Source organism: Lacrimispora sanguinis, from assembly GCF_044987295.1.
Lineage (GTDB): Bacteria > Bacillota > Clostridia > Lachnospirales > Lachnospiraceae > Lacrimispora > Lacrimispora celerecrescens_B.
The window spans coordinates 4436168-4461197 of sequence record NZ_CP173277.1 but is presented as its reverse complement, the minus strand read 5'-3'; the positions used below and the strand labels follow the sequence as shown (position 1 = coordinate 4461197).

The 25030-nt window shown below is 44.8% G+C and carries 25 protein-coding genes; 3 read left to right on the top strand and 22 right to left on the bottom strand.

Annotation, left to right across the window (positions count from 1 at the left end; genetic code table 11):
• Window positions 1-75: 75 nt before the first annotated feature.
• From ACHZES_RS20730 to ACHZES_RS20655, 16 genes are all read right to left on the bottom strand, one after another.
• The gene (locus ACHZES_RS20730; RefSeq protein WP_404820263.1) at window positions 76-1314 is read right to left on the bottom strand and encodes a glycoside hydrolase family 3 protein; all 1239 of its coding nucleotides are present in this window, start codon (window positions 1312-1314) and stop codon (window positions 76-78) included.
• 183 nt (window positions 1315-1497) lie between these two features.
• The gene (locus ACHZES_RS20725; RefSeq protein ID WP_154523420.1) at window positions 1498-1851 is read right to left on the bottom strand and encodes a PqqD family peptide modification chaperone; all 354 of its coding nucleotides are present in this window, start codon (window positions 1849-1851) and stop codon (window positions 1498-1500) included.
• The gene (locus ACHZES_RS20720; RefSeq protein ID WP_395546469.1) at window positions 1841-3760 is read right to left on the bottom strand and encodes an OPT family oligopeptide transporter; all 1920 of its coding nucleotides are present in this window, start codon (window positions 3758-3760) and stop codon (window positions 1841-1843) included. Before ACHZES_RS20720 ends, ACHZES_RS20725 begins: the two co-directional genes overlap by 11 nt.
• Before the next feature lie 83 nt (window positions 3761-3843).
• The gene (locus ACHZES_RS20715) at window positions 3844-5307 is read right to left on the bottom strand and encodes an aminoacyl-histidine dipeptidase (RefSeq protein ID WP_242843022.1); all 1464 of its coding nucleotides are present in this window, start codon (window positions 5305-5307) and stop codon (window positions 3844-3846) included.
• Between the two features lie 369 nt (window positions 5308-5676).
• The gene (larE, locus tag ACHZES_RS20710) at window positions 5677-6507 is read right to left on the bottom strand and encodes an ATP-dependent sacrificial sulfur transferase LarE (protein ID WP_038277293.1); all 831 of its coding nucleotides are present in this window, start codon (window positions 6505-6507) and stop codon (window positions 5677-5679) included.
• Window positions 6507-7868 carry a nickel pincer cofactor biosynthesis protein LarC gene (gene larC, locus ACHZES_RS20705; RefSeq protein WP_395546468.1) on the bottom strand — a complete coding sequence of 454 codons (1362 nt, stop codon included), beginning with the start codon at window positions 7866-7868 and terminating at the stop codon, window positions 6507-6509. The genes larE and larC overlap by 1 nt, the downstream gene beginning before the upstream one ends.
• 1 nt (window position 7869) lies before the next feature.
• The gene (gene larB / locus ACHZES_RS20700; protein ID WP_038277290.1) at window positions 7870-8613 is read right to left on the bottom strand and encodes a nickel pincer cofactor biosynthesis protein LarB; all 744 of its coding nucleotides are present in this window, start codon (window positions 8611-8613) and stop codon (window positions 7870-7872) included.
• A gap of 72 nt (window positions 8614-8685) precedes the next feature.
• Complete coding sequence (locus tag ACHZES_RS20695) at window positions 8686-9294, bottom strand: ABC transporter ATP-binding protein (RefSeq protein WP_395546466.1); 609 nt, start codon at window positions 9292-9294, stop codon at window positions 8686-8688.
• Window position 9295: 1 nt separating this feature from the next.
• Window positions 9296-10231 carry an ABC transporter ATP-binding protein gene (locus ACHZES_RS20690; protein WP_395546465.1) on the bottom strand — a complete coding sequence of 312 codons (936 nt, stop codon included), beginning with the start codon at window positions 10229-10231 and terminating at the stop codon, window positions 9296-9298.
• Window positions 10232-10242: 11 nt separating this feature from the next.
• Window positions 10243-11067: an ABC transporter permease gene (locus ACHZES_RS20685; protein WP_395546464.1), complete on the bottom strand. Its 825-nt coding sequence runs from the start codon at window positions 11065-11067 to the stop codon at window positions 10243-10245.
• Complete coding sequence (locus tag ACHZES_RS20680; RefSeq protein ID WP_051834960.1) at window positions 11064-12074, bottom strand: ABC transporter permease; 1011 nt, start codon at window positions 12072-12074, stop codon at window positions 11064-11066. Before ACHZES_RS20680 ends, ACHZES_RS20685 begins: the two co-directional genes overlap by 4 nt.
• Complete coding sequence (locus ACHZES_RS20675; RefSeq protein ID WP_395546462.1) at window positions 12071-13708, bottom strand: ABC transporter substrate-binding protein; 1638 nt, start codon at window positions 13706-13708, stop codon at window positions 12071-12073. Before ACHZES_RS20675 ends, ACHZES_RS20680 begins: the two co-directional genes overlap by 4 nt.
• Before the next feature lie 244 nt (window positions 13709-13952).
• Window positions 13953-14471, bottom strand: coding sequence for a GNAT family N-acetyltransferase (locus ACHZES_RS20670; protein WP_395546461.1), 519 nt, complete (start codon window positions 14469-14471; stop codon window positions 13953-13955).
• Window positions 14459-14674, bottom strand: a complete 216-nt coding sequence (locus tag ACHZES_RS20665) for a hypothetical protein (RefSeq protein WP_038277280.1) — start codon at window positions 14672-14674, stop codon at window positions 14459-14461. The genes ACHZES_RS20670 and ACHZES_RS20665 overlap by 13 nt, the downstream gene beginning before the upstream one ends.
• An 84-nt stretch (window positions 14675-14758) precedes the next feature.
• The gene (locus ACHZES_RS20660; protein WP_038277279.1) at window positions 14759-15427 is read right to left on the bottom strand and encodes an exonuclease domain-containing protein; all 669 of its coding nucleotides are present in this window, start codon (window positions 15425-15427) and stop codon (window positions 14759-14761) included.
• Window positions 15428-15510: 83 nt separating this feature from the next.
• Window positions 15511-16227: a transglycosylase domain-containing protein gene (locus tag ACHZES_RS20655; RefSeq protein WP_395546457.1), complete on the bottom strand. Its 717-nt coding sequence runs from the start codon at window positions 16225-16227 to the stop codon at window positions 15511-15513.
• Window positions 16228-16612: 385 nt separating this feature from the next.
• Here ACHZES_RS20655 and ACHZES_RS20650 point away from each other — a divergent pair, with 385 nt between their 5' ends.
• A complete protein-coding gene (locus ACHZES_RS20650) occupies window positions 16613-17494 on the top strand; it encodes an aldose 1-epimerase family protein (RefSeq protein WP_395546456.1) in 882 nt (293 codons plus the stop codon).
• Between the two features lie 181 nt (window positions 17495-17675).
• Here the strand turns inward: ACHZES_RS20650 and ACHZES_RS20645 are convergent, their stop codons facing one another.
• A complete protein-coding gene (locus ACHZES_RS20645; protein WP_038277273.1) occupies window positions 17676-18197 on the bottom strand; it encodes a LytTR family DNA-binding domain-containing protein in 522 nt (173 codons plus the stop codon).
• 179 nt (window positions 18198-18376) lie between these two features.
• Here ACHZES_RS20645 and ACHZES_RS20640 point away from each other — a divergent pair, with 179 nt between their 5' ends.
• A complete protein-coding gene (locus tag ACHZES_RS20640) occupies window positions 18377-18580 on the top strand; it encodes a hypothetical protein (RefSeq protein ID WP_051834981.1) in 204 nt (67 codons plus the stop codon).
• A gap of 68 nt (window positions 18581-18648) precedes the next feature.
• Here ACHZES_RS20640 and ACHZES_RS20635 read toward each other — a convergent pair whose 3' ends face one another.
• The 3 genes from ACHZES_RS20635 to uxuA all read right to left on the bottom strand — a co-directional run bounded on the left by ACHZES_RS20635 (window position 18649) and on the right by uxuA (window position 22881).
• Window positions 18649-20730: a methyl-accepting chemotaxis protein gene (locus tag ACHZES_RS20635; protein ID WP_154523386.1), complete on the bottom strand. Its 2082-nt coding sequence runs from the start codon at window positions 20728-20730 to the stop codon at window positions 18649-18651.
• 230 nt (window positions 20731-20960) lie between these two features.
• Complete coding sequence (locus tag ACHZES_RS20630) at window positions 20961-21809, bottom strand: SDR family oxidoreductase (protein ID WP_154523383.1); 849 nt, start codon at window positions 21807-21809, stop codon at window positions 20961-20963.
• Window positions 21810-21825: 16 nt separating this feature from the next.
• Window positions 21826-22881 (bottom strand): mannonate dehydratase, encoded by a 1056-nt coding sequence (uxuA, locus tag ACHZES_RS20625; RefSeq protein WP_038277267.1) that lies wholly within the window; start codon window positions 22879-22881, stop codon window positions 21826-21828.
• Between the two features lie 173 nt (window positions 22882-23054).
• On the opposite strand from uxuA, the gene ACHZES_RS20620 reads away from it, so the two are divergent.
• Window positions 23055-23933, top strand: a complete 879-nt coding sequence (locus tag ACHZES_RS20620) for a helix-turn-helix domain-containing protein (RefSeq protein ID WP_154523377.1) — start codon at window positions 23055-23057, stop codon at window positions 23931-23933.
• A gap of 17 nt (window positions 23934-23950) precedes the next feature.
• Here ACHZES_RS20620 and ACHZES_RS20615 read toward each other — a convergent pair whose 3' ends face one another.
• Window positions 23951-24244, bottom strand: coding sequence for a branched-chain amino acid transporter permease (locus ACHZES_RS20615; protein ID WP_051834980.1), 294 nt, complete (start codon window positions 24242-24244; stop codon window positions 23951-23953).
• 38 nt (window positions 24245-24282) lie between these two features.
• Window positions 24283-24990: an AzlC family ABC transporter permease gene (locus ACHZES_RS20610; RefSeq protein WP_038277263.1), complete on the bottom strand. Its 708-nt coding sequence runs from the start codon at window positions 24988-24990 to the stop codon at window positions 24283-24285.
• Between the last annotated feature and the right edge of the window lie 40 nt (window positions 24991-25030).

Sequence of the window (25030 nt, the reverse complement as noted above, 5' to 3'; positions counted from 1 at the left end):
AAAAAGGTGCGATTCCATATATGGAACCGCACTTTTTTGTATCGCAAAATAGTACAATCGTATTGGCAGAATAAATCACTGCAATATACCTAATTTAAGCTTCCAGACCAGTATCCTGATCACGGAAGTGTCAATCTGCTCTTCTTTCAGTGTCCCCTTATTTAAAGCATCTAAAACAGCAGGAATCTGTACGTCAAAGTCAGTCGCAACCAGTAAGTCATTCCCTGCAGCAATGGCCAGAACAGCCGCCTCTGTTGTACTGTTCTTAATGGCATCCATACTGAGGTCATCAGTCATAATCACTCCCTTAAAATTTAAGGTTTCCCTTAGTATATCATGAACTGCACGAGAAAGGGAGGCAGGATGGTTCTCATCCATTGAAGTTACGATATTATGGGAAACCAGTACACTGTCGGCCCCAGCTTCAATCCCGGCTTCAAATGGCAGGAAGTCACTTTCAACAAATTGTTGATAATCCCTGGTATCTACCGCAGATCCCGTATGGGTATCCGCATTGTCACCATAGCCGGGAAAATGTTTCAGCGTACTGCCAATCCCTGCTTTCTCCATTTCCCGGACAACTGTCCTGACATAATCAGCTGTCTCTCCGGCTTCCTGGCCAAAAGACCTGCGGTTGATAAAATCATCCGGATTTACAGAGACATCGCAGACAGGGGCAAGATTAACATTAATCCCAAGTCCAAGAAGAAGGCCAGCCTTCTCCTTAGTATCCGCCTGAATGGCCTCAAAGCCGCCCTGTTTATACAAATCCTGGGGGGACTTAAACGGCTCAGAACGGAAAGCCGCATATTTACTGACGCGGCACACGGTCCCGCCTTCCTCATCCACTCCCATGAGCAAGGGGATGGAAGAGGTACTCTGGCAGTCTTTCATAAAATCCCGGATGCCGGTTTGTGTCTCATCCTTAAAATCATCACCAAACAGAATATAACCACCCAAATGATACTTCTTAATATCCTCGATGGCACTTGCTTTACGCAGGCGGACAAAAAACAGCTGCCCTACCTTTTCCTGAAGGGACATGCCAGAGAGCAGTTCTTCGGCTCTTGCTTCAAAAGGATTACTGCCGGAGGAGGAATCCGTCTGACCGGCCGTATCTTCTATCGTCGCCGAAGGCTCTGTGGAGGATATTTGTATTGTGGGTTCCGTTGAACCAGAGTGTAAATCTGTTTCATTTGCAGCCGAATTCGAATCCTCAGTGCTTAAGCTACCGGATTGACTGCTATAATCCGGGTATCGCTTCCCGCAGCCCGTCAAAAAAAGCGGCAGGAGTAAAAGTATAAAGTAAAACATATATTTATTTGGTTTCATCAAAGTCCTTTCTGACCGGCAGGTAAATAATTTAATGATAATTATATCGTTCCGGTCAGCAGGGGTCAAGAGTTATTTAGCCCCCCAGCTGCCATTGATGAGCAAAAAAGATCGGCGCCAGTACTTAATTCCTGGCACCGATCTGTCTTCTTTGTAAATTCTTTCTTACACCCCGCTGATATTTTCGATATAGTGAAATTGCTGCTCTAAGTGACTGACGTATAACAGCAGTCTTTCATAAAGCGGCTCTACCTTGTCACCATACGTATCTTCAAGGCTCTTACCAATTTCCCTAATGGTCCTGCTGCCGTCAATTTGAAGAAAGACGCAGCTTCCATACTCATCCATTGTAATTCTTTTATATTCTGGAATTTTGAAACCGAGTTTTCTAAAAATCCGTTGAATCTTGTGATCTTGTTTTATAAGCAAGGTCACAATGCCGCTTTTGTCAACCTCGTATTCCAGTTTATCGGAAATCTTAAATATTAAGTTTAAAACCTCATCATTGTCATTTAGCATTCTTCACTTCACTCTTAAGAAGAGGAATCGCGGTCGCTACTACAAGAATGACTAATAAAATAAATGCCATTCCATTTGAATTTGCAAATCCGCTTGGGCCTGCACCACTGATAACGCCGGTTACCTGTAAAACGATTCCGATCAGTCCAATGATGGATCCGCCGGCAACAAGCCCTGATGACAGGCTTACACCGTTAGAAACTTTCGCTTCCTTTTCTTTTTCATTCTTGGCATATTTCTCAACAAAGTAACGAACCAGGGCTCCTAATAAAATGATAGAAGTTGTGGATATAGGTAAGTAAAACCCGATTGCCACTGTCATTACAGGGAGTCCCAGTAAAAACAATACAATACCCATTACAATGCCGCAGATGATCATAACCCAGGGTAACTGGCCCGACATGATTCCGGCTGTCAATGTTGCCATTAAATTTGCCTGAGGCAATGCAAACGGAACATTATCACCAGTCATTGAGAGCTGATTGGAAAGCAATAATATAACGCAGGTAACTACCACAACACCAACTACAGAAGATATCGCAAAATATTTCTGCATTTCATTCTTGCTTCCGCCAATGATAAATGAAACTTTTTGAGATTGGCAGTAACCGCCTGCTGCAGCGATTGCAGTAACAATAAAGGAACCGAATAACAGCAGAGCCTTGTTATCATCCACGCTCTTCCAGCCCAATCCTACGAACAGCAATGTAACAATAACGATGGAAGCAATTGTCATACCGGATACAGGAAGGTTTGAAGTTCCGATGGTACCGGTTAAACGACCGGAAACAATAACAAACATTAATGACAGAATCATTGATAAAACAGCACCAAGGATTGCCATGGCAAAGTTGCCGCCTGATACCAGGAAACCGCCGATGAAGCCTACGATGATACCTGATAATAATATAACAGTTTCAACAGAAGATCCGGCGCCGGCACCTTTTCCTCTGGCATTCATGGTTTCCTTTATGGAAGCGATAACCGTTGGAATCAGTTTTATCGCACCGATCAGACCGCCGGAAAGCATCATGCCCGCACCGATATATTTTACGTAGCTGCCTGCTATATCGCCGACTCCCATAGCGTTTACGCTGACAGAAGGATTATTCCATACAGCTGGGCCGCCGCTGCCTAACGTGGCGAAATAACCGATGAGAGGCGTAATGGCAAAGTTCGATAAGATAGAACCTGCAAACATGGTCAGGGATACCTGCATCCCAACGATGAATCCTATTCCCAGCAGCAAGGGGTTCACTTCCAGCTGAAACTTCCACTTGTAGAAGGGTTCATTCACAAAGCTAATCACATTGTTGGTGATATTTAAGAATGAACTGGTAACTGTAGTTATTAAACCGCCTATTGCAAATCCGATTCCCATAAACTTCAGAGAATCTTTGGCGCCTTCTGAAGCGACTAAGGTCTCCGAAATAGCCATTGACTCAGGATACATTAATTTTCCATGCTCTTCCACGATCAAATAATTGTAAACCAGAGAAGCAGCTCCAATTCCAAATAATGCACCACCGACACCGATCACAAGGCCTTCCAGAAATGTCACCTGGGAACCGATCAAAAGAATTGCCGGAAAAACAAATATCATACCGCTGGCAATCGATTCACCGCCGCTGGCCATTCCCTGAAGGAGTGTCTTTCCAAGAATTCCCTTTTCCCTGGCAAACATGGCAATAAACACAGAACCTAAAATTGAGCCCGGTATTCCGGCTGCAACTGTAAGGCCTGCTTTCATGCCTGAATAAGCAGTTGATGCAGCAAACAACGCTGACAGAGCAATACCAATGATTAATACTGTAATATTTCCACCCGATCCGGAGTTTTTGGAGACATATGGTACATAGTCTTTGCCGGCTATACCGCCATATGCGCCTTTAGATAATTTCTGATTCATACACAGTACTCCCTTATATTAATTATAGTTTGATCAGTTATTGATACAAATTAAAATTTAAATGATCAGCGGCATTTCTGCTGTTATTTGAGGGCTTTCAAAACTTCTGTCAAATACTTCCATGTCCTCTGGGTGGATGGGATACTTAAATGTTCCTCTGCAGTATGTACTCCAACAATGGTCGGTCCGACGGATATCATATCCATCTTTCCTTCAAACTTTTTATCAAAAATTGCGCATTCGAGTCCGGCATGAATTGCACTGATCAACGGTTTTTCACCAAATAGCTTCTCGTATAATTCTATGAAAAGAAGTCTTACTTTTGAATCAGGATTGTATTTCCATTCCGGGTAATCTGATTCAGCAGTTACCTTGCCGTTTGTAAGTTCTGCAATAGCAGCTACGGTATGGAAAATATTATCCTTTATGGATCCCACAGAGCTTCTGATAGAACTAATGATTTCAATACTTTCTTCCCCGGTCTGAACCACCCCAAGATTAAGGGAGCTCTCTACCAGACCTTCAATATCCAGACTTACGCTCTGGACGCCGTTTGGAATCAGATACATAAAATTAATGATGTTGTCCCTTGTATCTTTTGACATGATTCGCTTCGGCATATTTTCAACAGGATTTAGTTCGATTTTGATATCCGGATCTGAAACTTTGAATTCATCCCTAAATATATGTTCCATGCTGGAAATCTTCTCTTTCAGCATTGGGACAGCCTCTAAATTTACACACACAACAGCTCGTGCATCACGGGCAATGGCGTTGTGCTTGGAGCCTCCGTTTATGGAACATAAATTTAAATCTGTGTCTAGGTTTACGCTTTTCAGCAACCGGGCCATTAATTTATTGGCATTTGCCCTGCCCGTATGTATTTCTACTCCAGAGTGGCCGCCCTTTAAACCTGTAATATCAATGATATAAGCAGCCCTGCTGCTGTCTGCATCTTCCCATATGATGGGGAGATTGATTTTGGAGGAACAGCCGCCTGCACAGCTTACTGTAAGGATTCCCTCTTCCTCTGAATCGATATTAATAAGTGTTTTGCCTAAGATGTTTTTAGGATCCAGCGCATGGGCTCCATCCATTCCGGTCTCTTCGGAGGTGGTAACCAACAATTCGACAGGAGGGTGTTCCAATGTATCTGATGCCAGGACTGCCATTCCCATGGCAACCGCAATCCCGTCATCTCCCCCGAGAGTTGTTCCGTTTGCGTAAAGCATATCTCCAACCACTTTCATCTGGATGGGATCTGTCATGAAATCATGCATTACATCAGGCCTTTTCTCACAGACCATATCCATATGTCCCTGAATTACAACGCCTGGGCTTTCTTCATAACCCTTGGTACCTGGCTTCCTGATGATCACATTCAGCGCTTTATCCTGTATGACCTCCAGATTGTGTTCCTTTGCAAAAGAAACTAGATAATCGCTGATTCTTTTTTCATTTCCTGAACCTCTCGGAATACTGTTCATTTCCTCAAAATAGTGAAACACTTCCACCGGTTCCATGTTTTCCATTGCACTGTTACCCACGGTATATTTTCTCCTTTACTAATATATTTGTCCTCCTTATAAAAACGGATTACGGACAAAAAACCTAAATGTGTGTTTTCATATTAGCACAAACAAACTCAAAATACAATAGACTTTATTGTACAATTTCACGCATTTTTTTGTGCTTAATGTTCATTTTATATTCAAATATTATATTATTCAAAAGTTATCATTCACATATTAGGTTATTGTTAATAAATGCACATTTGTTGTACTGTCGAATCCTGACGATGTTTCCGATATTCCGCTCGACCTATTTCGGGGATTCATTTATACAGTCTGCGAAACATGCAAAAAAAGTGCGTTTCCTGTCCGGGAAACGCACTTTTAACATATCAGTATGAACTTTTACTCAATGGGTTTGATTCCCACATCCATGCTTCCGGACCGGAATCCTTCCAGATCCATGGTGATATAAACAAAGCCTAATTCTTTTAAATAAGCAATGATCTCTCTGCTCTTCTCCATCAGATTTCCCATCGCTTCCTGGTCCACCTCGATGCGGACAATGTCATTATGGAGCCTTAGACGCACATTACCTTTCACGAGAGAACTTACAAATTCCTCTCCTTTTCCAATAAGATTCAGGATATCATAATCAATTTCCGTACCATAAGGAAGGCGGGTCGCCATACAAGGAGCAGAAGGCCTGGATGCCACAGAGATCCCGTACCATGAGGCCAGTTCTTTTACCTGGACCTTGGTGATGTGAAGTTCTGCCAGAGGACTGATGATTCCCAGTTCTCTTAAGGCCTTGATTCCCGGGCGGTAAACATGCAGATCATCCTCATTGGTTCCATCCATGATATATGGGATGTTCATTTCTTTCGCATAATCCTTCAAAGATTGGAACAGCTTCTTCTTGCACAGATAGCACCGGTTTACAGGATTAAAACGTATCTCCTCCTGCTCCAGCTCATTCACGGAAACCACCTTATGTATTCCTCCCAGTTCCTTTGCTACTCTGGCGGCAATTTCCAGATCACAAGAGGGATGAAGACGGCTGTCAAAGGTCACCGCATAAACGGCCTTTCCCGTCTTTCCTGTAGCATCTGCCGCTACCTTAAGCAATAAACTGGAATCAACTCCTCCGGAAAAAGCCAGGCAAATATCCTCTTTCGCATACTCTGCCATCATCTGTTCCAGTCTCGTCTTTATTTCTAACATGTTCTGTTCCATTATTTCTCCGCCTCTCTGCGTATGATACTGTATACGGTCTGATAATCCAGCCCATTTTGTCTGCAGATGCTTCTAACACTTTCATATTCCGGATAGCAGAACGTCCTCCCTTTGAAGGTGCAGATTTTCACCTCTGCCTCCCCGAATTCCGTCGTGACCTTCCTCTTCTTCCGATCCAGAATGGTTCTGGATACCGGGTATCTTCTCACTCCGATGGTCGTAGTCTGAATGAAAAGGATATCTTCCATTCTGCTTATCTCCTCTTCCCTGCAGATCAGGCTAAGCATATAGGCCGGACGGTTCTTTTTCATAAATACAGGCGTATACCAGACATCCGCTGCTCCGGCCTCCAATAAGGATTCCATAGCAAAGCCAAAGGTTTCACCGCTGCAGTCGTCAATATTGGCTTCTAAAACCCACATATTTTCTCCTGCCCCTTCTTCCTCTTCCAGAAGAAGCATGGCCCGCAGGACGTTTGCCTGTTTAAAGTCCTTTTTCCCTGCACCAAGACCTGTCTTTAAGATCTGAAAGGAGGAAGGAAGATTCTTTCTCGTTCCAAGGGCTGCAGCTATGGCTGCTCCGGTAGGAGTCACCATCTCCCCTGCATTGTCTGTAAACCGAAGCTTCAAACCATGGGCAGACACAATGTTAGCGGTTGCCGGAACAGGAACCGGGATAACACCATGCTGGCAGCGAACACTGCCATATCCTTCCGACAAAGGAGATACCACGATCTCATCCACTCCCAGGCTGTCTACACAAACCGCCACACCGATAATGTCCACGATGGAATCAATAGCTCCAACCTCATGAAAATGAACCTCTTCCACAGGGATTCCATGAGCCTTTGACTCCGCCTCTGCCACGATATCAAACATCCGCTTCGCCATTGCCTTCACTCTGTTGTTGGAATCCAGCCGGTCAATGATTGCGTATATGTCCTGAAGATTCCGGTGGACATGGGGATGATCATGACTATGGTCGTGAGCATCACTATGGCCATGGTCATGAGCATGGTCGTGGTCGTTTCCATGGGCATGGTCGTGGGCATTTCCATGGTCATGGTCGTGATCATTTCCATGGTCATGTTCATGGTCATTTCCGTGGTCATGTTCGTGGTCATGTTCATGATCATTTCCGTGAATATGGTCATGCCCTTCATCTTCCAAATGTACATCAAAATCATAAGCATCCAGTCCGCATTTTGTAGTCTTGCCAAAGTGAAGATGATAGCCATCCACCCCCAGGCTTTGCAGGGCCTTTGTAAAGGCCTGCTTATCTGCTCCCAGGTCCAAAAGAGCGCCAACGGTCATGTCGCCGCTGATTCCTGAATTACATTCCAAATACAGTATTTTTCCCATCTTATTTCACCGCCAGTCGATTGATTTGTGTCGCAAGATACCCCGCCCCATATCCATTATCAATATTTACAACAGAGATTCCATTTGCGCAGGAATTCAGCATTGTAAGAAGAGCAGAGAGTCCATGAAAGCTGGCTCCGTAGCCTACCGAGGTGGGAACTGCAATGACCGGACAGTCCGCCAGACCGGCGATCACCGTTCCCAAAGCCCCTTCCATTCCTGCCACTGCAATAATACAGTTGGCATTTCTGATCCGGTCCCTCTGGGACAGAAGACGATGGATTCCGGCTACGCCCACGTCGTATATCCGATCCACATGACAGCCGAAATATTCTGCAGTCTGTGCCGCCTCTTCCGCTACCGGGATGTCCGCGGTACCGCCTGTACAGACCGCTACACAACCCTTTCTTTCTTTTTCCGGCTGCTCTACCTTTAAGATCCTGGATATGGAATCATACTGAACCTCCGGCACAACGGATTTTACCAGTTCAAATTGCTCCTCTGAAGCCCTGGTTCCCAGCACCTCACCGTCTCTTTCATAGAATTTCCTATAAATCTCCACCAGGTATGGGTCTGGCTTTCCCTGGCAAAAGACTGTCTCTCCAAAGCCGGAACGCAGCGCCCTGTGATGATCCAGCTTTGCATAACCCAGGTCCTCATAAGGCAGATCCTTTAATAACTGTTCTGCTTCCTGGATTTCCATTTCTCCTGATTTTACCAAGTTAAGCATATCTTTAATATCCATTATCCCGACTCCCTTCTCTTACAATGTATCGTTTAGGCTATGGAAAACACACGTTGCGTGTTTTGGATTAGCTCATTGCTCCCGCAAATCTAACTTTCTTGTGCATACACGTTCTAAAAGGCCCTGGGAATGACTGACTACCAAAAGGCCGATTTCGCGTCTCTCCACTTCTGATATGAGAAAATTCCAAATCTGGCTCTGGGTGATCAAATCCAGCATGGTGCTGATCTCATCCGCCAGGAGAAACTTAGTTCCCCCGCCCAATGCCCGGGCTATACAGAAACGCTGAAGTTCGCCTCCTGAAACCTCGGAAGGGTACCGATTTAACCATTCCGGTTCAATCCCCAGACCATCAATCACCCGATCTTCCACTCCATCGCCTTCCTTTAAAACTTCCTTAAGTTTAAGCCTTGGGTTTACAGAATTTTCCGGATGCTGCCAGATCATTTGTACCGGACAATAACCTTTATAAGAAGAAAGGGGCCGCCCATCTAAAAGCACCTCTCCCTTATCCGGCTTTTCATATCCAGCAAGAATTTTGCAGCAGGTGGTCTTCCCAAAACCGCTGGGAGCAATCAACCCCAGACGTTCGCCGCTGTCCATATACATATTTAAATTGTTTAATATCTGCTTATTTCCATTATCATACTGGAATGATATGCTATTTGCTTCCAGCCTCACCTTATCCCTCCTCTGCCTTTACACACCGGACCATTCCTCCGGCAAGGCTAACGTAATCCACTTTCTCCAAACACTTAGCCTCCCGACGCTCACACCTTGGAGCATAGGGACATCCTGAGGGGCGGTCCTTGATATACGGCTGGGCTCCCGGCGCCGCGCAGAATCCATGATCCGGCATAGCCCTGTAAAGGGCTTTTGAGTATGGATGGCGAAGGAGTCTTTCCTCACGGAAATCAGAGGCAGAAGCTTCCTCGACGCTGGTTCCGGCATAGAATACCACAATCCGGTCAGCAACCTCCAATGCCAGCTCCAGGTCATGAGTGATGAGAAGTACACCGGCTCCTTCATCGGCCATTTCCCGAAAATGGGACAACACCCGCTTTGCCGCTTCCAGATGAAGGCCCGGTGTAGGCTCATCTGCTATTACCAGCTTAGGCTTTTCCATGACAGCTGTGGAAATCAGGATCCTTCTGGTCATTCCCCCCGACAACTCAAAGGGATAAAGCTTTTCCACAGTTTCATCAAGTCCATACCGCTTAAGGGTTTTAAGGCTTTCGCCCATGCTCCCCTGATCTCGTTTTCCATTTCTGATCTGAGCCCCTGCCTTCATTAGGGGATCCAGATAGGAAACGCTTTGAGGGACCAAAACGATCTCCTTTCCCCGAAGCTGCCCCATCCGTTTCTCAGTAAGCTTCTCCCCATAATAAGAGATTTCTCCGGACCAGGCCGCATTATAAGGCAGGATTCCCAGCACGCCATGGGCCAGAAGACTTTTTCCCGAACCGCTGGAACCCACCACAGCCACCAGTTCTCCTTCTCTTACGGTCAGGCTAACGTCCTTGACGGCCAAAAGAGTGGTCTTTTTGATCCATCGTTCATATTGGGTAAATGATACTGACAGGTTTTTTACCGACAGAACCGTTTTCTTCTCTTCCAATCCATTTCCTCCTACTGATGCAGAGCACCCGGGTCCATAAGCCTGCCCACCATCTCTCCTGTTAGATGAAACAGCAAAACAACAACAACCAGAAATGCTCCCGGAAACAGCGCCAGCCACCATTTTCCCATTGCCAGGTATTTCATGCTCTCTGACAGGATCACGCCGATGGCCGGCTGCTCGGAAGAAAGCCCAAAGCCCAGGAACGTGATGCTGGCCTCATGAAGAATGGCATGGGGAAATAACAGTACAAGCCCCACCAGAAGCTGGGGAATCAAATGAGGTGTCATATGCTTAAGGGCTGTTTCAAATCCGCCGTGGCCAAGCTTACGGGCAATCTTTATGTACTGGCTCTCCTTAAGTTGAAGAACCTCTCCCCTGATCAGCCTGGCAAGGGAGGTCCAGTGAGTCAAAGAAATTCCCACTACAACACCCTTAAAGCCTTTCCCCAAAGCAAAGGAGATCAAAACCAGCAGGAGGATATGGGGGATTCCCATGACAAGATCGATGAGCCCAACCACAAGCCCATCCGCTGCCTTTCCCATGGACGCTGCAAAAAGTCCTAGTAAAAAAGCAATCGTTGTGCTGACTGCTGCTGTGAGAAGACCAATGCGGATGCTCATGGATAGACCGGTCATGGTCCGCGCAAACATATCCCGTCCCATCCAGTCTGTTCCAAAGGGGTGAGAAAAACAGGGCGGCATATTTTTTCTGGAAAAATCAGTGACAAGGGCCTCTGTTTTATAAAGCTGCCCGGCAATGGCCACAGCTGCCAAAAGGGAGATGAAAAGCACCAGGAGGCATACCATGGACTTCCGGCCATTCCATTGTTTCATGCGACCTTCCTCCCTTTCCTCATTCTTGGGTCCACCACGCCGTAAAGTACGTTTGCAATAAAGTTTCCTGTAAATACAATAGCCGCACTAATAACCGTGATTCCCAGAAGCAAAGGGATATCACCGCCAAGTCCGGCCGTCACAGCCGCCTGGCCCAGTCCCGGATAGGAAAATACTTGTTCTACCAAAACCGAGCCTCCAAAGATTTCGCTGACCGAAGCCAGCTGAAGGGTCAGGGCAGGCAGGAGAATATTCCTGATTCCGTGCCGAAAGACAATCCGGCTTTTGGACTCTCCTCTTGCTCTTGCAAAAAGGACATAATCACTTTCCATGACCTGGATCATTTTCCCCCTTGTATGGAGAAGAATATTAGACATTCCGGTAATGGAAAGGGTCAGGCAGGGCAGGATTCCATGCACCACCCGATCCTTTAAAGTGACCTCTGCCGCTTCCATTCCTATGGGAACGCTTAGCCCAATGGGAAGCATCTTAAGCCAGACAGCAAACACCATCAAAAACACCAGCGCCAGCCAGAAGGCCGGAGTGCTTGCAGTTATAAGAGCATAAGCGGAGATCACCTTATCCACCGCTTTTCCCTTGTTTGCGCCAGCAAGAGTTCCCAGGGCAAAACCGATTCCTCCGGAAACCAGCCAGGAAACTGCCATCAGCCACAGGGAATTTGACAGCTTCATTCCAATTACATGGGAAACCGGCTGGCGGTATAAAAGAGAAGTTCCCATATCTCCCTTTAAAAAGTCGCCTGCCCAGGAAAGAAATCGTTCTGCCGGCGGTAAGTTGGTTCCCCAGTACTCCGAAAGCTTTGCGATCTGCTCCTGGCTCATGGAGCCAAGAGCTACCTGGCCTACATTGACCTTTAAAGGATCTATGGGGGAAACCGATACCAGAAAAAAGGCGGCTGCACTTACCAGAAAAAGGAGGACTGCCATCCGTATAATCTGCTTCAGTAAAAACCTAAGGATTTTCCCTTCAGACCGGCGGCTTTTCATGGCTCCCAGCTCCACTGATCCACGTTATTTACAATGGACCAACCGTGGCCATGGGGGTGAAGCTTCTGGTCCGCAACCTTTAAGCCATCCCTTACCCAATATAAATGATCAATATTTACAAGCCAGATCCAGGGAATGTCACCGCTTTGGGTAATGCCTGTTTCCCCATCCCACTGGGCTTTTTTCCATAGCTCATAGGATTTTTCCAGATCACTTTCTGCCAGAGCTTCATCCATGTACTGGTCAAGCTTTTGATTGGCATAAGGTGAATAAGCTGCAAGCCCGGTTTCCTCCATGGTATGGTAAATATTATAAAGCTCCATGGGAGTATGAGCGCCCCAGCCCCAGATCAAAGGCTGTGAATAGGCTCTGTCATAGGCGGTATCCCAGCTTGCGCCTTCCATCTGTCCGTCAATTCCCAGCTCTTTAAGCTGATTGATGGTGTCTGCCGCAAGGGCCTGCCTTACAGAATCTCCTGCCGGATAAAGGAATTGGAGTTCCGCCCGTTTCCCGTCCTTCACTCTGATTCCGTCGCTGCCCAGTTTCCAGCCTGCCTCATCAAGCAAAGCCTTTGCCCCTTCCGGATCATATTCTGTCTTTGCGGAAGGCTCATACCATGGCATTTTGTCACAGACGCTGTAAGCCGGACTGCCGTAACCATTCAGTACGTTATTTATCATCTCTTCCCGGTCGATTCCGATGTTGATCGCTCTTCTGACCTTTACTTCGCTGGTAAAGTCATTTCCCAAAGGAACTCCCTCTTCCGATACGCTTCCGGAGGGAATGGCCGGAAGGTTAAATCCACGGTTATCCACGGTTTTGCAGTCCAAAAGACCATACCCGGGTACCGTAAGATCCGAATAGGAAGCAGCCGTATATGCAATATCCGCCTGCCCGGACTGGACCGCCGCCAAAGCCCCATCTTCTTCCATGAAGAGGACCGTAACCCGTTTCATCTTTGGTGCTTCTCCATAATAGTCCGGATTTGCTTCCAGGATCACCTGCTGCCCTCTGTCCCATTGCTTTAATATGTATCTGCCGGATCCGATGGGATGTTCCCCATAATCCGGTCCATATGCATGTTCCGGTACGATTCCTGTCACAGCCATGGTGTATGGCCAGATGGAATAGGGATGCTTCATATGAAACTCCACGGTCGTGTCATCCACTGCCTCTGCCCTGTCCAGCATTGTGAAATCATTCACAGAGCTGGTATCTCGTAAGGTATTATAAGTAAATGCTACATCCTTCCCGGTCAGTTTTTTCCCATCCGTAAAGAACACGTCATCCCGGATCTTTACGTTCCAGGTCAAACCGTCGCTGCTGACCTTTAAATCCGTTGCCAGATCATAGCCGATGTTTAAATCCTTATCCGTGACCGTAAGTGTGCTTTGAATCAAAGGTTCATGGACGTGTTCCCCTGCTCCCCAGCCATAAGCCGGATCAAATCCTGCTTCAGGCTCTGAGCTGACGCCCATTACCACGACGACCCTGTCGTCTTTCCCAATATTGTCTGCTGCGCCCGACTCTGAAACCGCCTGTGTCTGTTTCCCGTCAGCCTTTCCGCAGCCACTACTCATAACCACGACAGACAGTACCAAAGCTGCAGTAATCCCCCATCTATGCTTTCTCATCGTTCTTCTCCTCCATAAGTGATTATCACCCTGTCCGGTATTTCCTGCAAAAAAACAGATACCAGAAACAGCCATACGTATTCCTTGGGAATACCCATACCTTCCTGGTATCTGTTCTTAAATATTGTTTTGTTTATTCATCCTATTAGTTGGTGACTTCTGTCAGCCCTTAGGAAAAAGTATACGTAAAATTAACCCAAACGTCAACGTTTTTTTATGCAAACGTTTGCGAAAATCCGGTATTTTAAGAAAGTTTCTTTAATAATATATCTCTTACATATCCTCCGTACTTTTCTTTGGTCAGGACAACCTGATAGCCTTGTTTTATTATGTTGTTTTTGCTGTATCTATTTTCCGGATGAACCGTACACATCAGATACCGATAGCCCTGTTTTCTAAGTTCTTCTTCTGCGGTCTTCATCATGGAATGCTGAAGGCCGTTTCCCCGATATTCAGTAAGGATGGCGATCGACTCCATATGGGCGACTTTTCCCAGTTCCATTTCGGGAAGGCCGATGTCCCGGCCAAGATTTTCTTCCCCATTTCCCGGCAAAGCAGCAAGAAAAACACCTGCCAGGGCCCCGGAATCCTTTTCAAAAGCCTTATACCCGATTCCGTTTCCCTCTTTAAGTGTACGGCAGGTGTACTCCGAATCATCGGCGACAAACCAGTCCTTTTGCTGTATTTGCTGCCACACCGATTGAATCACGTCAGCAACGATCAGATAATCATCCGGGACTGCCCTCTCGATTAAAAATTGCATATTCCATCTTCCTCCAAAACGACAGACTCCGGAAGCCTTCCCGACTCCCGGAATTCAAGTTGAAGGACCTGGACCTTTGGCACTTCCATTTCAAGCGGGGCACTCCCTTCATGAAACCAGCTGTACATACCTGCACAAAGCAAAACTGCGATCAAGCAAAGTACAATCAGCATGATCTTATTATACAAATTTTTATCCTCCATACCGTTTCCCCTTTCTTGCATTATGTAATAAATCTATGCATCCTGCGGATGCCTGAATTCCTGCTAAGATTCCTAACCTGCTGCTCAAACATTCCTTGTAAAACGGCACTGAGGAAAATTAGAACAGCCATAAAATTCCCCGAATTTCCCGCTGCGGCGCCTAAGTATTCCGCCGCACTGGGGGCAGATTTCAACTTCCTCTTTCTGTTGCAGCTTTCCCATATGCTCATAACACCTCTGGTTCATAACACAATCAGCAAGTGCCCGGTGGGCTCCCTCTGTATCAATTTGGAAATATGCCGAAATATCCGTCAGACGATAGCGGTTTAGTTGAGGCAAGCAGGCTTTCGCCATAAAAAGGGTGTCAATGTAATCATTTTCCACCTTTTTTCCCAAAAGCTCCTCTGCTGCCCTGTATAGGAAAAGAAGGTCAAAGGACTGAATATTATGACCTACCAGAATTTCCCCTTCAATAAAGGATAAAAATTCCGGCAGAACCTCCTTTAGTCCAGGCGCCTTCCTCACCATATCATCTGTTATTCCATTTACATTAGTAGCACCGGCTGGAATATGGGTCCCAGGATTAACCAGTGTATTAAATTCGGCGACAGGCTCATGTCCTTTCACCTTGATCGCGGAAATCTCTATAATGGAATCTTCCCCAGCGCTGATGCCTGTTGTTTCCAAATCAAATACCACGTAATTCTCTGCATATTGGTCTAAACGTCTGCCTGTGAATTGTCTGGTGGCCATAGATTCCTCCATTCTTTTGTACGATAAAGAGTATATGTAACATCTCCATTATACCCTCTAACCTTTCATTCATCAAGCAAAAATCAACGGATAGCCACCATCTGCTCCGCTACAGTCTCCGCCTCTTCCGCAGAAAAATATCCGCACTTCTCCATTCTTTGAAGGACCTTCATCTGTCTTTTCTCCGCCAGAGCAGGATTTTTCGACGGTGCATATTTGGAAGGGGCATTCGGAACACCGGCTAAGAGAGTGCTCTCATACTCCGTCATATCTTCCGGTCCCTTTTTAAAGTAACCCTCGCTGGCATCGCCCACACTGTAATATCCGTCTCCAAAATAAATGCAGTTTACATACAGTTCAAAAATTTCATCCTTGGTATAATTCCTCTCAATGTCATAGGCCATGAACACCTCAGCCGTTTTTCTGGCAATCTCTTTGTCCTGGTCAAAATATAAGTTCTTAGCAAGCTGCTGGGTTATGGTGCTGCCGCCTTCCACAAAACTGCCGGCAATGATATCGTTTGCAGCTGCTCTGGCAATGGCAATCAGATCAATTCCGTTATGGCGGTAAAAACGGTGATCCTCAACGGATATGACTGCATTCACATAAATCTGTGGCAAGTTCTCGTACTCCGTATAACCTTCCTTATCACGGATAGCTTCTACCCGGTCCTGCAGACTGGTTTCCTGGAGGGCCTCCCGGTACATTTCATACCCTTTATATGCCACAGTGAATCCGGTCAAAAGACATACCGTCATCAGCAAAAATAAAGTTCTTCTTATAAATGTTCGAATTCTCATAGATTCACTGCCTCCTTTCCTCTTATTCGCCCATGCTGTTTCCTCTTATTCGCCCATGATCTTTGGGCATATATTATCCCTGTAAGGGATTTTAGTTATATGATATATTATGATTATGATATAATTGTATCATAGAGTCCAACTAAAAATAGGAATAATTCCTTATATTTCCCTAAAGCTTTCGGACAAGTTCTGACAAAACCCTTACCAGTTCTTACAAATTAATGAAAGGATGGGAAAAACCGGCAAGAACCGGCATGCTTAATTTATTTGCAAAACCCATAGAATTTTCTTTTTATATTTAGTATACTTATCTTAAGTTAAGCCTGAGAACGGCCATTTAAAAAGCTAAAACAACTGAACAAAGAAACGAGGTAATTTCAAAATGCTGGTTACACTAAAAGATTCAAAAGCTACAGCTGTCATCGATTCCATCGGTGCCCAGCTCATTTCATTCAAAGATTCTGACAACTCAGAATACATATGGCAGAGAGATCCCCAGTTCTGGAACAAATGCTCTCCTCTTCTTTTTCCTATCGTGGGAAACTGCCGGAACGACCAGACCATTCTGGAAGGCCAGACATGGAAAATCCCGAAACATGGTTTTTGCCGGGAAATGGATTTTTATGTCTCTGAACAGACAAACACTTCCGTTACCTTTGAAATCCGGGATACGGAAGATACAAAGAAGATTTATCCCTATTCCTTCCGTTTGAGTCTTACCTATACTCTCACAGACGGTACCATATTCATGGAATACCGGGTAACAAACACCGATGATCGGACCATACATTACTGTCTGGGCGCTCATCCTGGCTTTAACTGCCCCATGGAGGATAACTCCGTATTTGAAGATTATGATCTGGTGTTTGAAAAGGATGAAACCATATCCAGTATGGTATATGATTCTGAACATCTGGAATTTAATCCTGACAACCGGATCGAACAGCTGAAGAGAAGCCGTACTCTTTCTTTAAACCGTGAAATATTTAAAGATGATGCCATCTATTTTGACGATTTACAGTCCAGAAAAGTTTCGATTGTAAACAGAAATACCGGCCGGGGGGTGGAAGTTTCCTTCCCAGGCTTTGAAACCGTAGCTTTCTGGACCCCTTATCCTGCAAAAGCACCATTTGTTTGTGTGGAGCCATGGAACGGTTCTGCAATCTATGCTACAGAAGATGATGAATTCACCCATAAGAACCATGTGCAGATCTTAAGTCCCGGAACTGCAAAAAGCTATGGTCTTTCTATAGGAGTTCTTTAACGATAAAAAGGCAGGCAGCGATATCGGCTGATTTTCGCTGCCTGTCCTGATTTTACAGATTATATAGAATGTGCTTAGATGTGAGCTGCCGATTATTGAAACATACAATACCATGGTCTCTTACCCAAGGCAAGACAGTTTGCACTTTTTAATCTAATTGTTGCGTTTTTTTGAAATATCTCTACAATGTCATACAATTCTCTTTTAAAAAGTCCCTGTAACTCTTTTCAAACTTCTTTCTTCTCCCGCTATTTACATACAAAACCTGTCCGTTCTGCATCTCGACTGCTTCTCCCTTTACACTCCTTACGTATTGCATATTAATGATGTTATGCCTGTTGATTCTGACAAACCGGTCTTTTGGAAGCTTTTCTTCCTCTTCATCAAGCCTTGCCCGGATCCGCATACTTCCGCTGCCTGCCACCACACTGGTTTTCCGGTAATAGGATTCCAGATAAAGAATATCCGTGATATCCAGGACGCAGAACTGACCGTTAAAGTACACGGAATATTTTGTCTGGAATAAGGTTATATTTCCTTTTGGTGAAATGACAATCATATCATACAAAGCGCGCTCCAATGTGAAAAGACGTCCTTCCTTTATAGAAAAATAATCAATCTGTAATCGGTTGTTCTGTCTGCAGGGACAGGCCTTTTTAAGTTCCGGCGTCTGTTCTTCATTTGTAAAAATAGCAATCCTCATTTAAGTCCCCCCTGTGATCACACATTACTTTTGGACGATGCTGCCCACATCCTATATAACGATTTTTAATAAAATTTATAACGCAAAAAAAGAGATCATGCAGGCAGCGAATAATTATGATGTTTTTCCTCAAACTAAAAGTAACGGTTCCTAAAAGACTGCCGGAAGGAGAAAATGAAATGAAATCAGAAAAAAAAGAATCAAAAAAAGGAAAGACGGAATCAACAACCTCCAAGAATAATTATGATATTGATATTCAGACTTGTTCCACCATGGATTGTACGGGACTTATTCCCGCGGCACCGCAGTCAGAAGCGGAACTGGAAGCATATGAAGATCTTTATCCCTACATGCCTCATGCAAAGAATGTGGATAAAGAATAAGGAAATGATTAAAAAACAAGAAGGCCCCTTCATAGGACCTTCTTGTTTTCTTATATCATCGGCAAATATTAACGGAGCCGAAATTTACTCATTAATTCCCGTAAACCTTCTGCCTGACCAGAAAGTTCCTCGCTGGCCGCAGCACTTTCCTCTGCGGTAGCAGAGTTGTTCTGAACTACGGAAGAAATCTGCTCAATTCCATAAGTTACCTGGGTAACCTTTTCACTTTGCTCTTGCAGCTCCTCTGCGGATCTGCGAATGGCGGAAACCATGCTCTTGGTTTCTGAAAGAACTCCGTTTAATGTTTCTCCTGTAGATGCCGCAATACCAGTTCCCGTATTAACAGCTGCAATGGTATCTGCAACCAGACTGGAGGTATCCTTTGCCGCATTGGCACTCTTGCCTGCAAGATTGCGGACCTCATCTGCAACAACTGCGAAACCTTTTCCGGCCTCACCTGCCCTGGCTGCCTCGACAGCGGCATTAAGCGCAAGGATGTTTGTCTGGAAGGCAATATCTTCGATGAGTTTATTGACTTTTTCAATTTCCTTGGACTTTTTGTTGATCTGATCCATGGACTGCATCATTTCGTGCATCTGGGCATTGCCGCTTTCCATGGCTTCTCCTACCCGTCCTGCCTGCTTATTCACATCTTCCACAGCCTTAGCTGTACTCATAAGACTGCTGGAGATCTCATTTACTGAGGAAGATAACTCTTCTACAGAAGCTGCCTGTTCCACAGCACCCTGGCTTAAATTCTGTGCTCCCTGGGACACCTGGGCACTGCCCTTTGCCACTTCATCGGAAGAAATGCTGATCGTTTCCATCGTTTTTGAAAGTAAGTCTTCCGCTCTGTCAATGGATTCCTGAATCACCTTGAAATCACCCTGGAATTCCATCCCAACAGACCGGCTGAAATCTCCGGATGCGATATTTTCCAATACAGCTGCGATTTCAGTGATATAAGATTTAACACTATGTACGGAGCTGGTGATTTCATCAGCAAGCTGACCGATCTCATCTCTGCGCTTAACAACCGGAACTTCGCTGGATAAATCACCTTCTGTAAAGAGCTTCATTCGTGCTGCAATGGCTGATACCGGACCTGCAATGGATCCTGCAAACCAAAACGCCAGGAAACAACCAAGAACGATTGATACAATGGCAAACACACCCATTGCAAATACTACCAGGTAGATGGAAACGGTGGTTTCCTTAACCGATGCCGCTACACCCAAAGCCCAGCCGTCACTGCCTGTTACCGGGCTGTAATAGCAAAAACGGTTGTCTCCTTTGTATACGTAATTTCCAATTCCCGCTTTTCCACCCAGCATGGTCTGGAACATACGGCCTATAGAAGTATAGGATTTATCGGACTTGGAAAGCTCAACAAAGTTCTGGCGGTTAAGAACCAGTTCCGGTGAGATATTGGCGATCATGGTTCCTGTATTGTCAATAATAAAGGCATTGCCGCTCTCACCAATCCGAAGGTCGCTGATTAAATCGCTTAAAATAGAGCCATCATAAGTTCCTAAGAGAACTCCATATTCATAAGGAGCCGCAACACGGATCACAAGTTCCTTGTTGTTATTATATTCCGTGGTAGAAATGCTGGTCTCACCATTTAAGGCCTTTTCCAGATAACCTGTGACTTCGTATTTCTCTCCGATATTCTCTCCGCTTGCGCTGCGGGTAACGGTACCATCCATACTGATCACTTCAAGTTCTTTGTATCCGTAAAGTTTACACTGGTTGGAAAGATATTCTGTCACAACCCTGGAATTAATGGATTTCAAGCTTCCGCCCTGTGAACTGGCTTCAATGCTTAGTTTCATCTGATTTAAGTTCTGTACTACCAGACTGTTTACAAGTTTACCCGTTGATTCCAAATCATTTTTCACAACATCTGTAATCCCTTTGTAACTGACTGTAATACTGATCACCATGTTGGTCACAGTCAATCCCAAAATAATTGCGATAATGAATGCCAGCATCTTCATCTTCAATGATTTCAGGAATGTACTCTTACTTCCGTTTTTTTCCGGCTTCACTTTCTTCGTCCCTAGTAATGCTTTCAGGTTTCGTTTCTTTTCCCCCGATGTCTTCATTGCCTCATGCTCCTCGTCTCGTCTTTGGTAAATGTTAACCATAACACTTTGATCATGGTTTTACTCATTATACAATATTTTGTAACCATTTGTCAACGCTTCCAGAAAATGGAAACGAATTTTGTCGAATTTTCTTTAAAAAGAAATTAAAACAGGGTGTATTTTCTTTTTTCTCTAGTGAAAAATCCATGGATGCAAAAAACAGCCCCTTCCCGACCTGGTTGCTGCCCACTGCAATCCTATGGAAGAGGCTGATATTTTTTATCTTCTGATTATACTCCGGAATAAGCGGAGAATCCGCCGTCAATAGGCAGTACCACGCCGGTGATGAAACCTGCTGCCGCATGATTCAAAAGGAATAAAAGAGCTCCGTTTAATTCCTCTGCTTCTCCAAAACGTCCCATGGGAGTTGCAGACAGGATTTTGTTGGTTCTTGGTGTAGGAGAGCCATCTTCGTTAAACAGAAGCTTCTCATTCTGTGCTGTAACGAAAAAGCCTGGTGCGATCGCATTTACACGGATACCAACCTTGGAAAAATGAACGGCAAGCCACTGGGTAAAGTTGCTGATGGCAGCTTTTGCACCGCTGTATGCCGGTATTTTCGTAAGTGGGGTAAAGGCATTCATGGATGAAATATTCAAAATGCTGCATCCCTCTCTGCCAATCATGTCCTTTGCAAAAATCTGGCAGGGAAGCAGGGTTCCAAGGAAATTTAAGTTGAAAACAAATTCAACCCCGGACTGATCCAGATCAAAGAAGGATTTTGTATCCGCTTCAATGTCTCCCATCTCGAAATATTCCTTATCTGTATTGGCTCTTGCGTTATTACCGCCTGCTCCGTTTATCAGAATGTCGCAGGGACCAAGCTCTGCCAAAACCTTTGCATGAACTTCCTCAAGGCTTGCCCGTTCCAGAACGTTGGCCTTGTAAGCTTTTGCCTTATAGCCTGCTTCATTAATAGAAGCTGCAATTCCTTCTGCAGCACTTTCATTTAAATCCAGAACCGCAACCTTTGCACCTGCTTCTGCAAGAGTCTTTGCGAACATACCGCATAATACTCCGCCTGCTCCTGTAACAACTGCTACCTTGCCGCTTAAATCCGTACCAAATGATAATGACATATGATTTCCCTCTTTCCTATTTGCTCGTTTTTTCAATCGCTTCCCAAAGACCATTTAAATAGGTTGCGCCAAGTGCCCGGTCATAAAGTCCATAACCAGCTCTGCCTGTCTCACCCCAGATCATACGGCCGTGGTCCGGACGCATATAGCCTTCAAAACCATTGTCATGAAGAGCTTTTAAGATGGCAAACATGTCCAGAGAACCGCATGTTGATAAATGAGCACGCTCTTCAAAGCCCTGGTTATCTTCCAGGATAGCCACATTTCTTGCATGTACAAAGTGAATACGTCCCATTGCCGCATATTTGGCAGCCATCTTCACCACGTCATTTTTATTGGAGCAGCCTAAAGAACCGGTACAAAGGGTGATACCATTGTGCTTATCATCTACAAGCTTTAAGAAACGGTCTAAGTTCTCCTCGCAGGTAATAATTCTTGGAAGTCCAAAGATGCTCCAGCATGGGTCATCCTCATGGATCGCCATATTCACGTCGCATTCTGCTGCAACAGGAATGATCGCCTCTAAGAAATATTTTAAATTATCCCAAAGGTTATCCTCTGACATGGAATTGTACTCGCCTACAATCTGCTTAAGCTCATCTCTTGTATAGCTGGAATCCCAGCCAGGAAGGGTTAAGTCGCTTTCGCTTTCCAGAGGATTAACCTTGTCTACCTGATCCTGATAATAAACCAGAGAGGTAGAGCCATCCTCCAGCACATGATCAAGCTGGGTCCTGGTCCAGTCAAACACCGGCATGAAGTTATAGCAGATGCACTTAATTCCTGCTTCCGCCACCCGTCTGATGTTCTCACAATAATTTGCAATGTATTTGTCTCTGGTTGGCTTTCCTAACTTAATATCCTCATGAACCGGAATGCTCTCGATCACTTCAAAGGCAAGCCCCGCTTTCTCTGTTTCCTCTTTTAAATGTGCAATGCTTTCTCTGCTCCACACTTCCCCTACCGGAACATCATAAACTGCCGTTACGATGGAATACATGCCTGGAATCTGACGGATATTCTGTAAGGTTACCTTGTCATCGTCTCCATACCATCTGAATGATAATTTCATAAAATACCTCCTTAACAATCATAAAATAAGTTTCTTTTCCTACCTTGTGGACTCAGTATAATCAAAATGGCGTCTTATTACCATGGATTAATTTGCCGTTCACATTGCAAAACTTGCGGTCATGGCTTATAATGTCATAAAAACATGAAAAAAACAGGAAAGGGAATTATAAAATGAGAAAAGAATTGTCTACCGGCTTTAATGAGCGGCAGTATATGAATTCAGGAGAATTTGAAGTGTTTTTTTATAAAGATCTGGACTTGAATCATGTTGTGGACCACAGTCATTCTTATTATGAAGTGTATTTTTTCTTAAACGGAGATGTAACTTATGATGTGGAAGGGAAACAGTATCCTTTACAGTACGGAGATTACCTGTTGATCCCACCTGAAGTAAAGCACCACCCCATTTTCCATTCCACCGGAAAAACCTATCAGCGGATTGTACTTTGGATCAGCCGGAACTATTTTGAGACCATGTGTTCCTGGTCAGAGGACTTCTCATACAGTTTTCGTTATGTATCAGAGAACAATCATTACCATTTCCGCAGGGATTTTGTCACATTTCAGAATATTCAGGGTCGACTCTTGGATTTATTGGAAGAAATACACGGAAATAAGGCATTTCATAAGCTTAATTCAGAGCTGCAGATCCATTCCTTCATGCTTCTGTTAAACCGGATCACTTATGACATGCTCCATCAGGTACCTGCTGTCTATGAAAATGTGCTTTATTTAAATCTTTGTGATTATATTAACAACCACTTGGAAGAAAATCTGTCCCTGGACCATCTGGCCTCCTTTTTTTATGCCAGCAAATATCACATTTCCCATGTATTCAAGGATAACATGGGGATATCCCTTCACCAGTACATCCTAAAGAAACGACTGCAAGCAAGTAAAAACGGTATCCTTTCCGGCATCCCTTTTGGGGATCTGTATCATCAGTACGGCTTTTCGGATTATACCAGCTTTTACAGGGCCTTTAAAAAAGAATTCGGCCTATCTCCCAAAGAATTTCGGGAGCAGGCCGTTCTGCCAAAAGGGTATTGATACCGCTTCATTTCTTATTAGGGGAATACACTCTGAATGAGTACCATATAAAGAATCGTTCCCGCACCAATGCTTAACAGGGAATTTCCCTTCCACAAATGAAGCCCTGTAATGGCGCCAATGGAGATAAGCTCCGGAAGTCCATGAGGGTAAGAAAGGAATTGAAGCCCTCTTAAACAGTAGACCACCAAAAGTCCAATGGTGGCATATGGAAGAGTCTGTCCCAGATAGAGTATGTATTTGGGAGTCTCCTTCCCTGCCGGAAACAAAAGGAAGGGAAGGAAACGAGTGATCACGGTAGCAAGCACCATGACTCCTGTGATCAGGCCATACACTGCAATATTTTCATTCAAGGCTGCTCCTCCTTTCTCTTTTCCATAAAATATCCGGCTGTAATAATAACCAGAATAAGGATCATGGCCGGAACGATGAAAACGCTCTGGCCAAAGACCACCACGCAAAGAGCAGAGGCACATACACCCACAAATGCGGCTTGATGTCCCTTTCCTGATTTCCACTGGTCGATAAAGATCACCACAAAAAGTGCCGTCAGCGCAAAGTCCATTCCAGCCGTGCTAAAGGTTATCATAGTTCCGGCTAATGCACCGATCACAGCTCCTGTCACCCAGTAAAGCTGATCCAGGACAGATACGAAAAAATACACCCAGTACTTTGGAATACCTTCCGGCGGCTCCTCATTACATAAAACAGAAAATGTTTCATCCGTCAGAGAAAATACCAGATAGGGCTTTAGTCTTCCTGCATCCTTATATTTATCCAGCATGGAAAGTCCGTAAAATAAATGTCTTGCATTGAGCATTAAGGACATAAAAAAGGCGTACCATGGATTCACCGCCGCAACAAAGAATGTGATTCCAAGGTACTGCAGGCTCCCTGCATAGACAAATACACTGATAAGCAAGGCCCACCAGATCCCAAACCCGTTGACATTCATAAGTATCCCGTACGCTGCTCCTAAAACCAGATAACCGGCCATCACCGGCATTGTCCTGGGAAATGCATAGCAAAGAGCAGCAAGCTTTTTCTTTTTACTCATTGGCACCTTTCCTTTGTATATCATCTTTATCTTGCAATTT

Coding starts and splice junctions, on each gene's coding strand:
- ACHZES_RS20730 (WP_404820263.1), bottom strand. CDS start 1,314: ATGTTTTACTTTATACTTTTACTCCTGCCGCTTTTTTTGACGGGCTGC.
- ACHZES_RS20725 (WP_154523420.1), bottom strand. CDS start 1,851: ATGCTAAATGACAATGATGAGGTTTTAAACTTAATATTTAAGATTTCC.
- ACHZES_RS20720 (WP_395546469.1), bottom strand. CDS start 3,760: ATGAATCAGAAATTATCTAAAGGCGCATATGGCGGTATAGCCGGCAAA.
- larE (WP_038277293.1), bottom strand. CDS start 6,507: ATGGAACAGAACATGTTAGAAATAAAGACGAGACTGGAACAGATGATG.
- larC (WP_395546468.1), bottom strand. CDS start 7,868: ATGGGAAAAATACTGTATTTGGAATGTAATTCAGGAATCAGCGGCGAC.
- larB (WP_038277290.1), bottom strand. CDS start 8,613: ATGGATATTAAAGATATGCTTAACTTGGTAAAATCAGGAGAAATGGAA.
- ACHZES_RS20685 (WP_395546464.1), bottom strand. CDS start 11,067: ATGAAACAATGGAATGGCCGGAAGTCCATGGTATGCCTCCTGGTGCTT.
- ACHZES_RS20680 (WP_051834960.1), bottom strand. CDS start 12,074: ATGAAAAGCCGCCGGTCTGAAGGGAAAATCCTTAGGTTTTTACTGAAG.
- ACHZES_RS20675 (WP_395546462.1), bottom strand. CDS start 13,708: ATGAGAAAGCATAGATGGGGGATTACTGCAGCTTTGGTACTGTCTGTC.
- ACHZES_RS20670 (WP_395546461.1), bottom strand. CDS start 14,471: ATGCAATTTTTAATCGAGAGGGCAGTCCCGGATGATTATCTGATCGTT.
- ACHZES_RS20665 (WP_038277280.1), bottom strand. CDS start 14,674: ATGGAGGATAAAAATTTGTATAATAAGATCATGCTGATTGTACTTTGC.
- ACHZES_RS20660 (WP_038277279.1), bottom strand. CDS start 15,427: ATGGCCACCAGACAATTCACAGGCAGACGTTTAGACCAATATGCAGAG.
- ACHZES_RS20655 (WP_395546457.1), bottom strand. CDS start 16,227: ATGAGAATTCGAACATTTATAAGAAGAACTTTATTTTTGCTGATGACG.
- ACHZES_RS20650 (WP_395546456.1), top strand. CDS start 16,613: ATGCTGGTTACACTAAAAGATTCAAAAGCTACAGCTGTCATCGATTCC.
- ACHZES_RS20645 (WP_038277273.1), bottom strand. CDS start 18,197: ATGAGGATTGCTATTTTTACAAATGAAGAACAGACGCCGGAACTTAAA.
- ACHZES_RS20640 (WP_051834981.1), top strand. CDS start 18,377: ATGAAATCAGAAAAAAAAGAATCAAAAAAAGGAAAGACGGAATCAACA.
- ACHZES_RS20635 (WP_154523386.1), bottom strand. CDS start 20,730: ATGGTTAACATTTACCAAAGACGAGACGAGGAGCATGAGGCAATGAAG.
- ACHZES_RS20630 (WP_154523383.1), bottom strand. CDS start 21,809: ATGTCATTATCATTTGGTACGGATTTAAGCGGCAAGGTAGCAGTTGTT.
- uxuA (WP_038277267.1), bottom strand. CDS start 22,881: ATGAAATTATCATTCAGATGGTATGGAGACGATGACAAGGTAACCTTA.
- ACHZES_RS20620 (WP_154523377.1), top strand. CDS start 23,055: ATGAGAAAAGAATTGTCTACCGGCTTTAATGAGCGGCAGTATATGAAT.
- ACHZES_RS20615 (WP_051834980.1), bottom strand. CDS start 24,244: ATGGTGCTTGCTACCGTGATCACTCGTTTCCTTCCCTTCCTTTTGTTT.
- ACHZES_RS20610 (WP_038277263.1), bottom strand. CDS start 24,990: ATGAGTAAAAAGAAAAAGCTTGCTGCTCTTTGCTATGCATTTCCCAGG.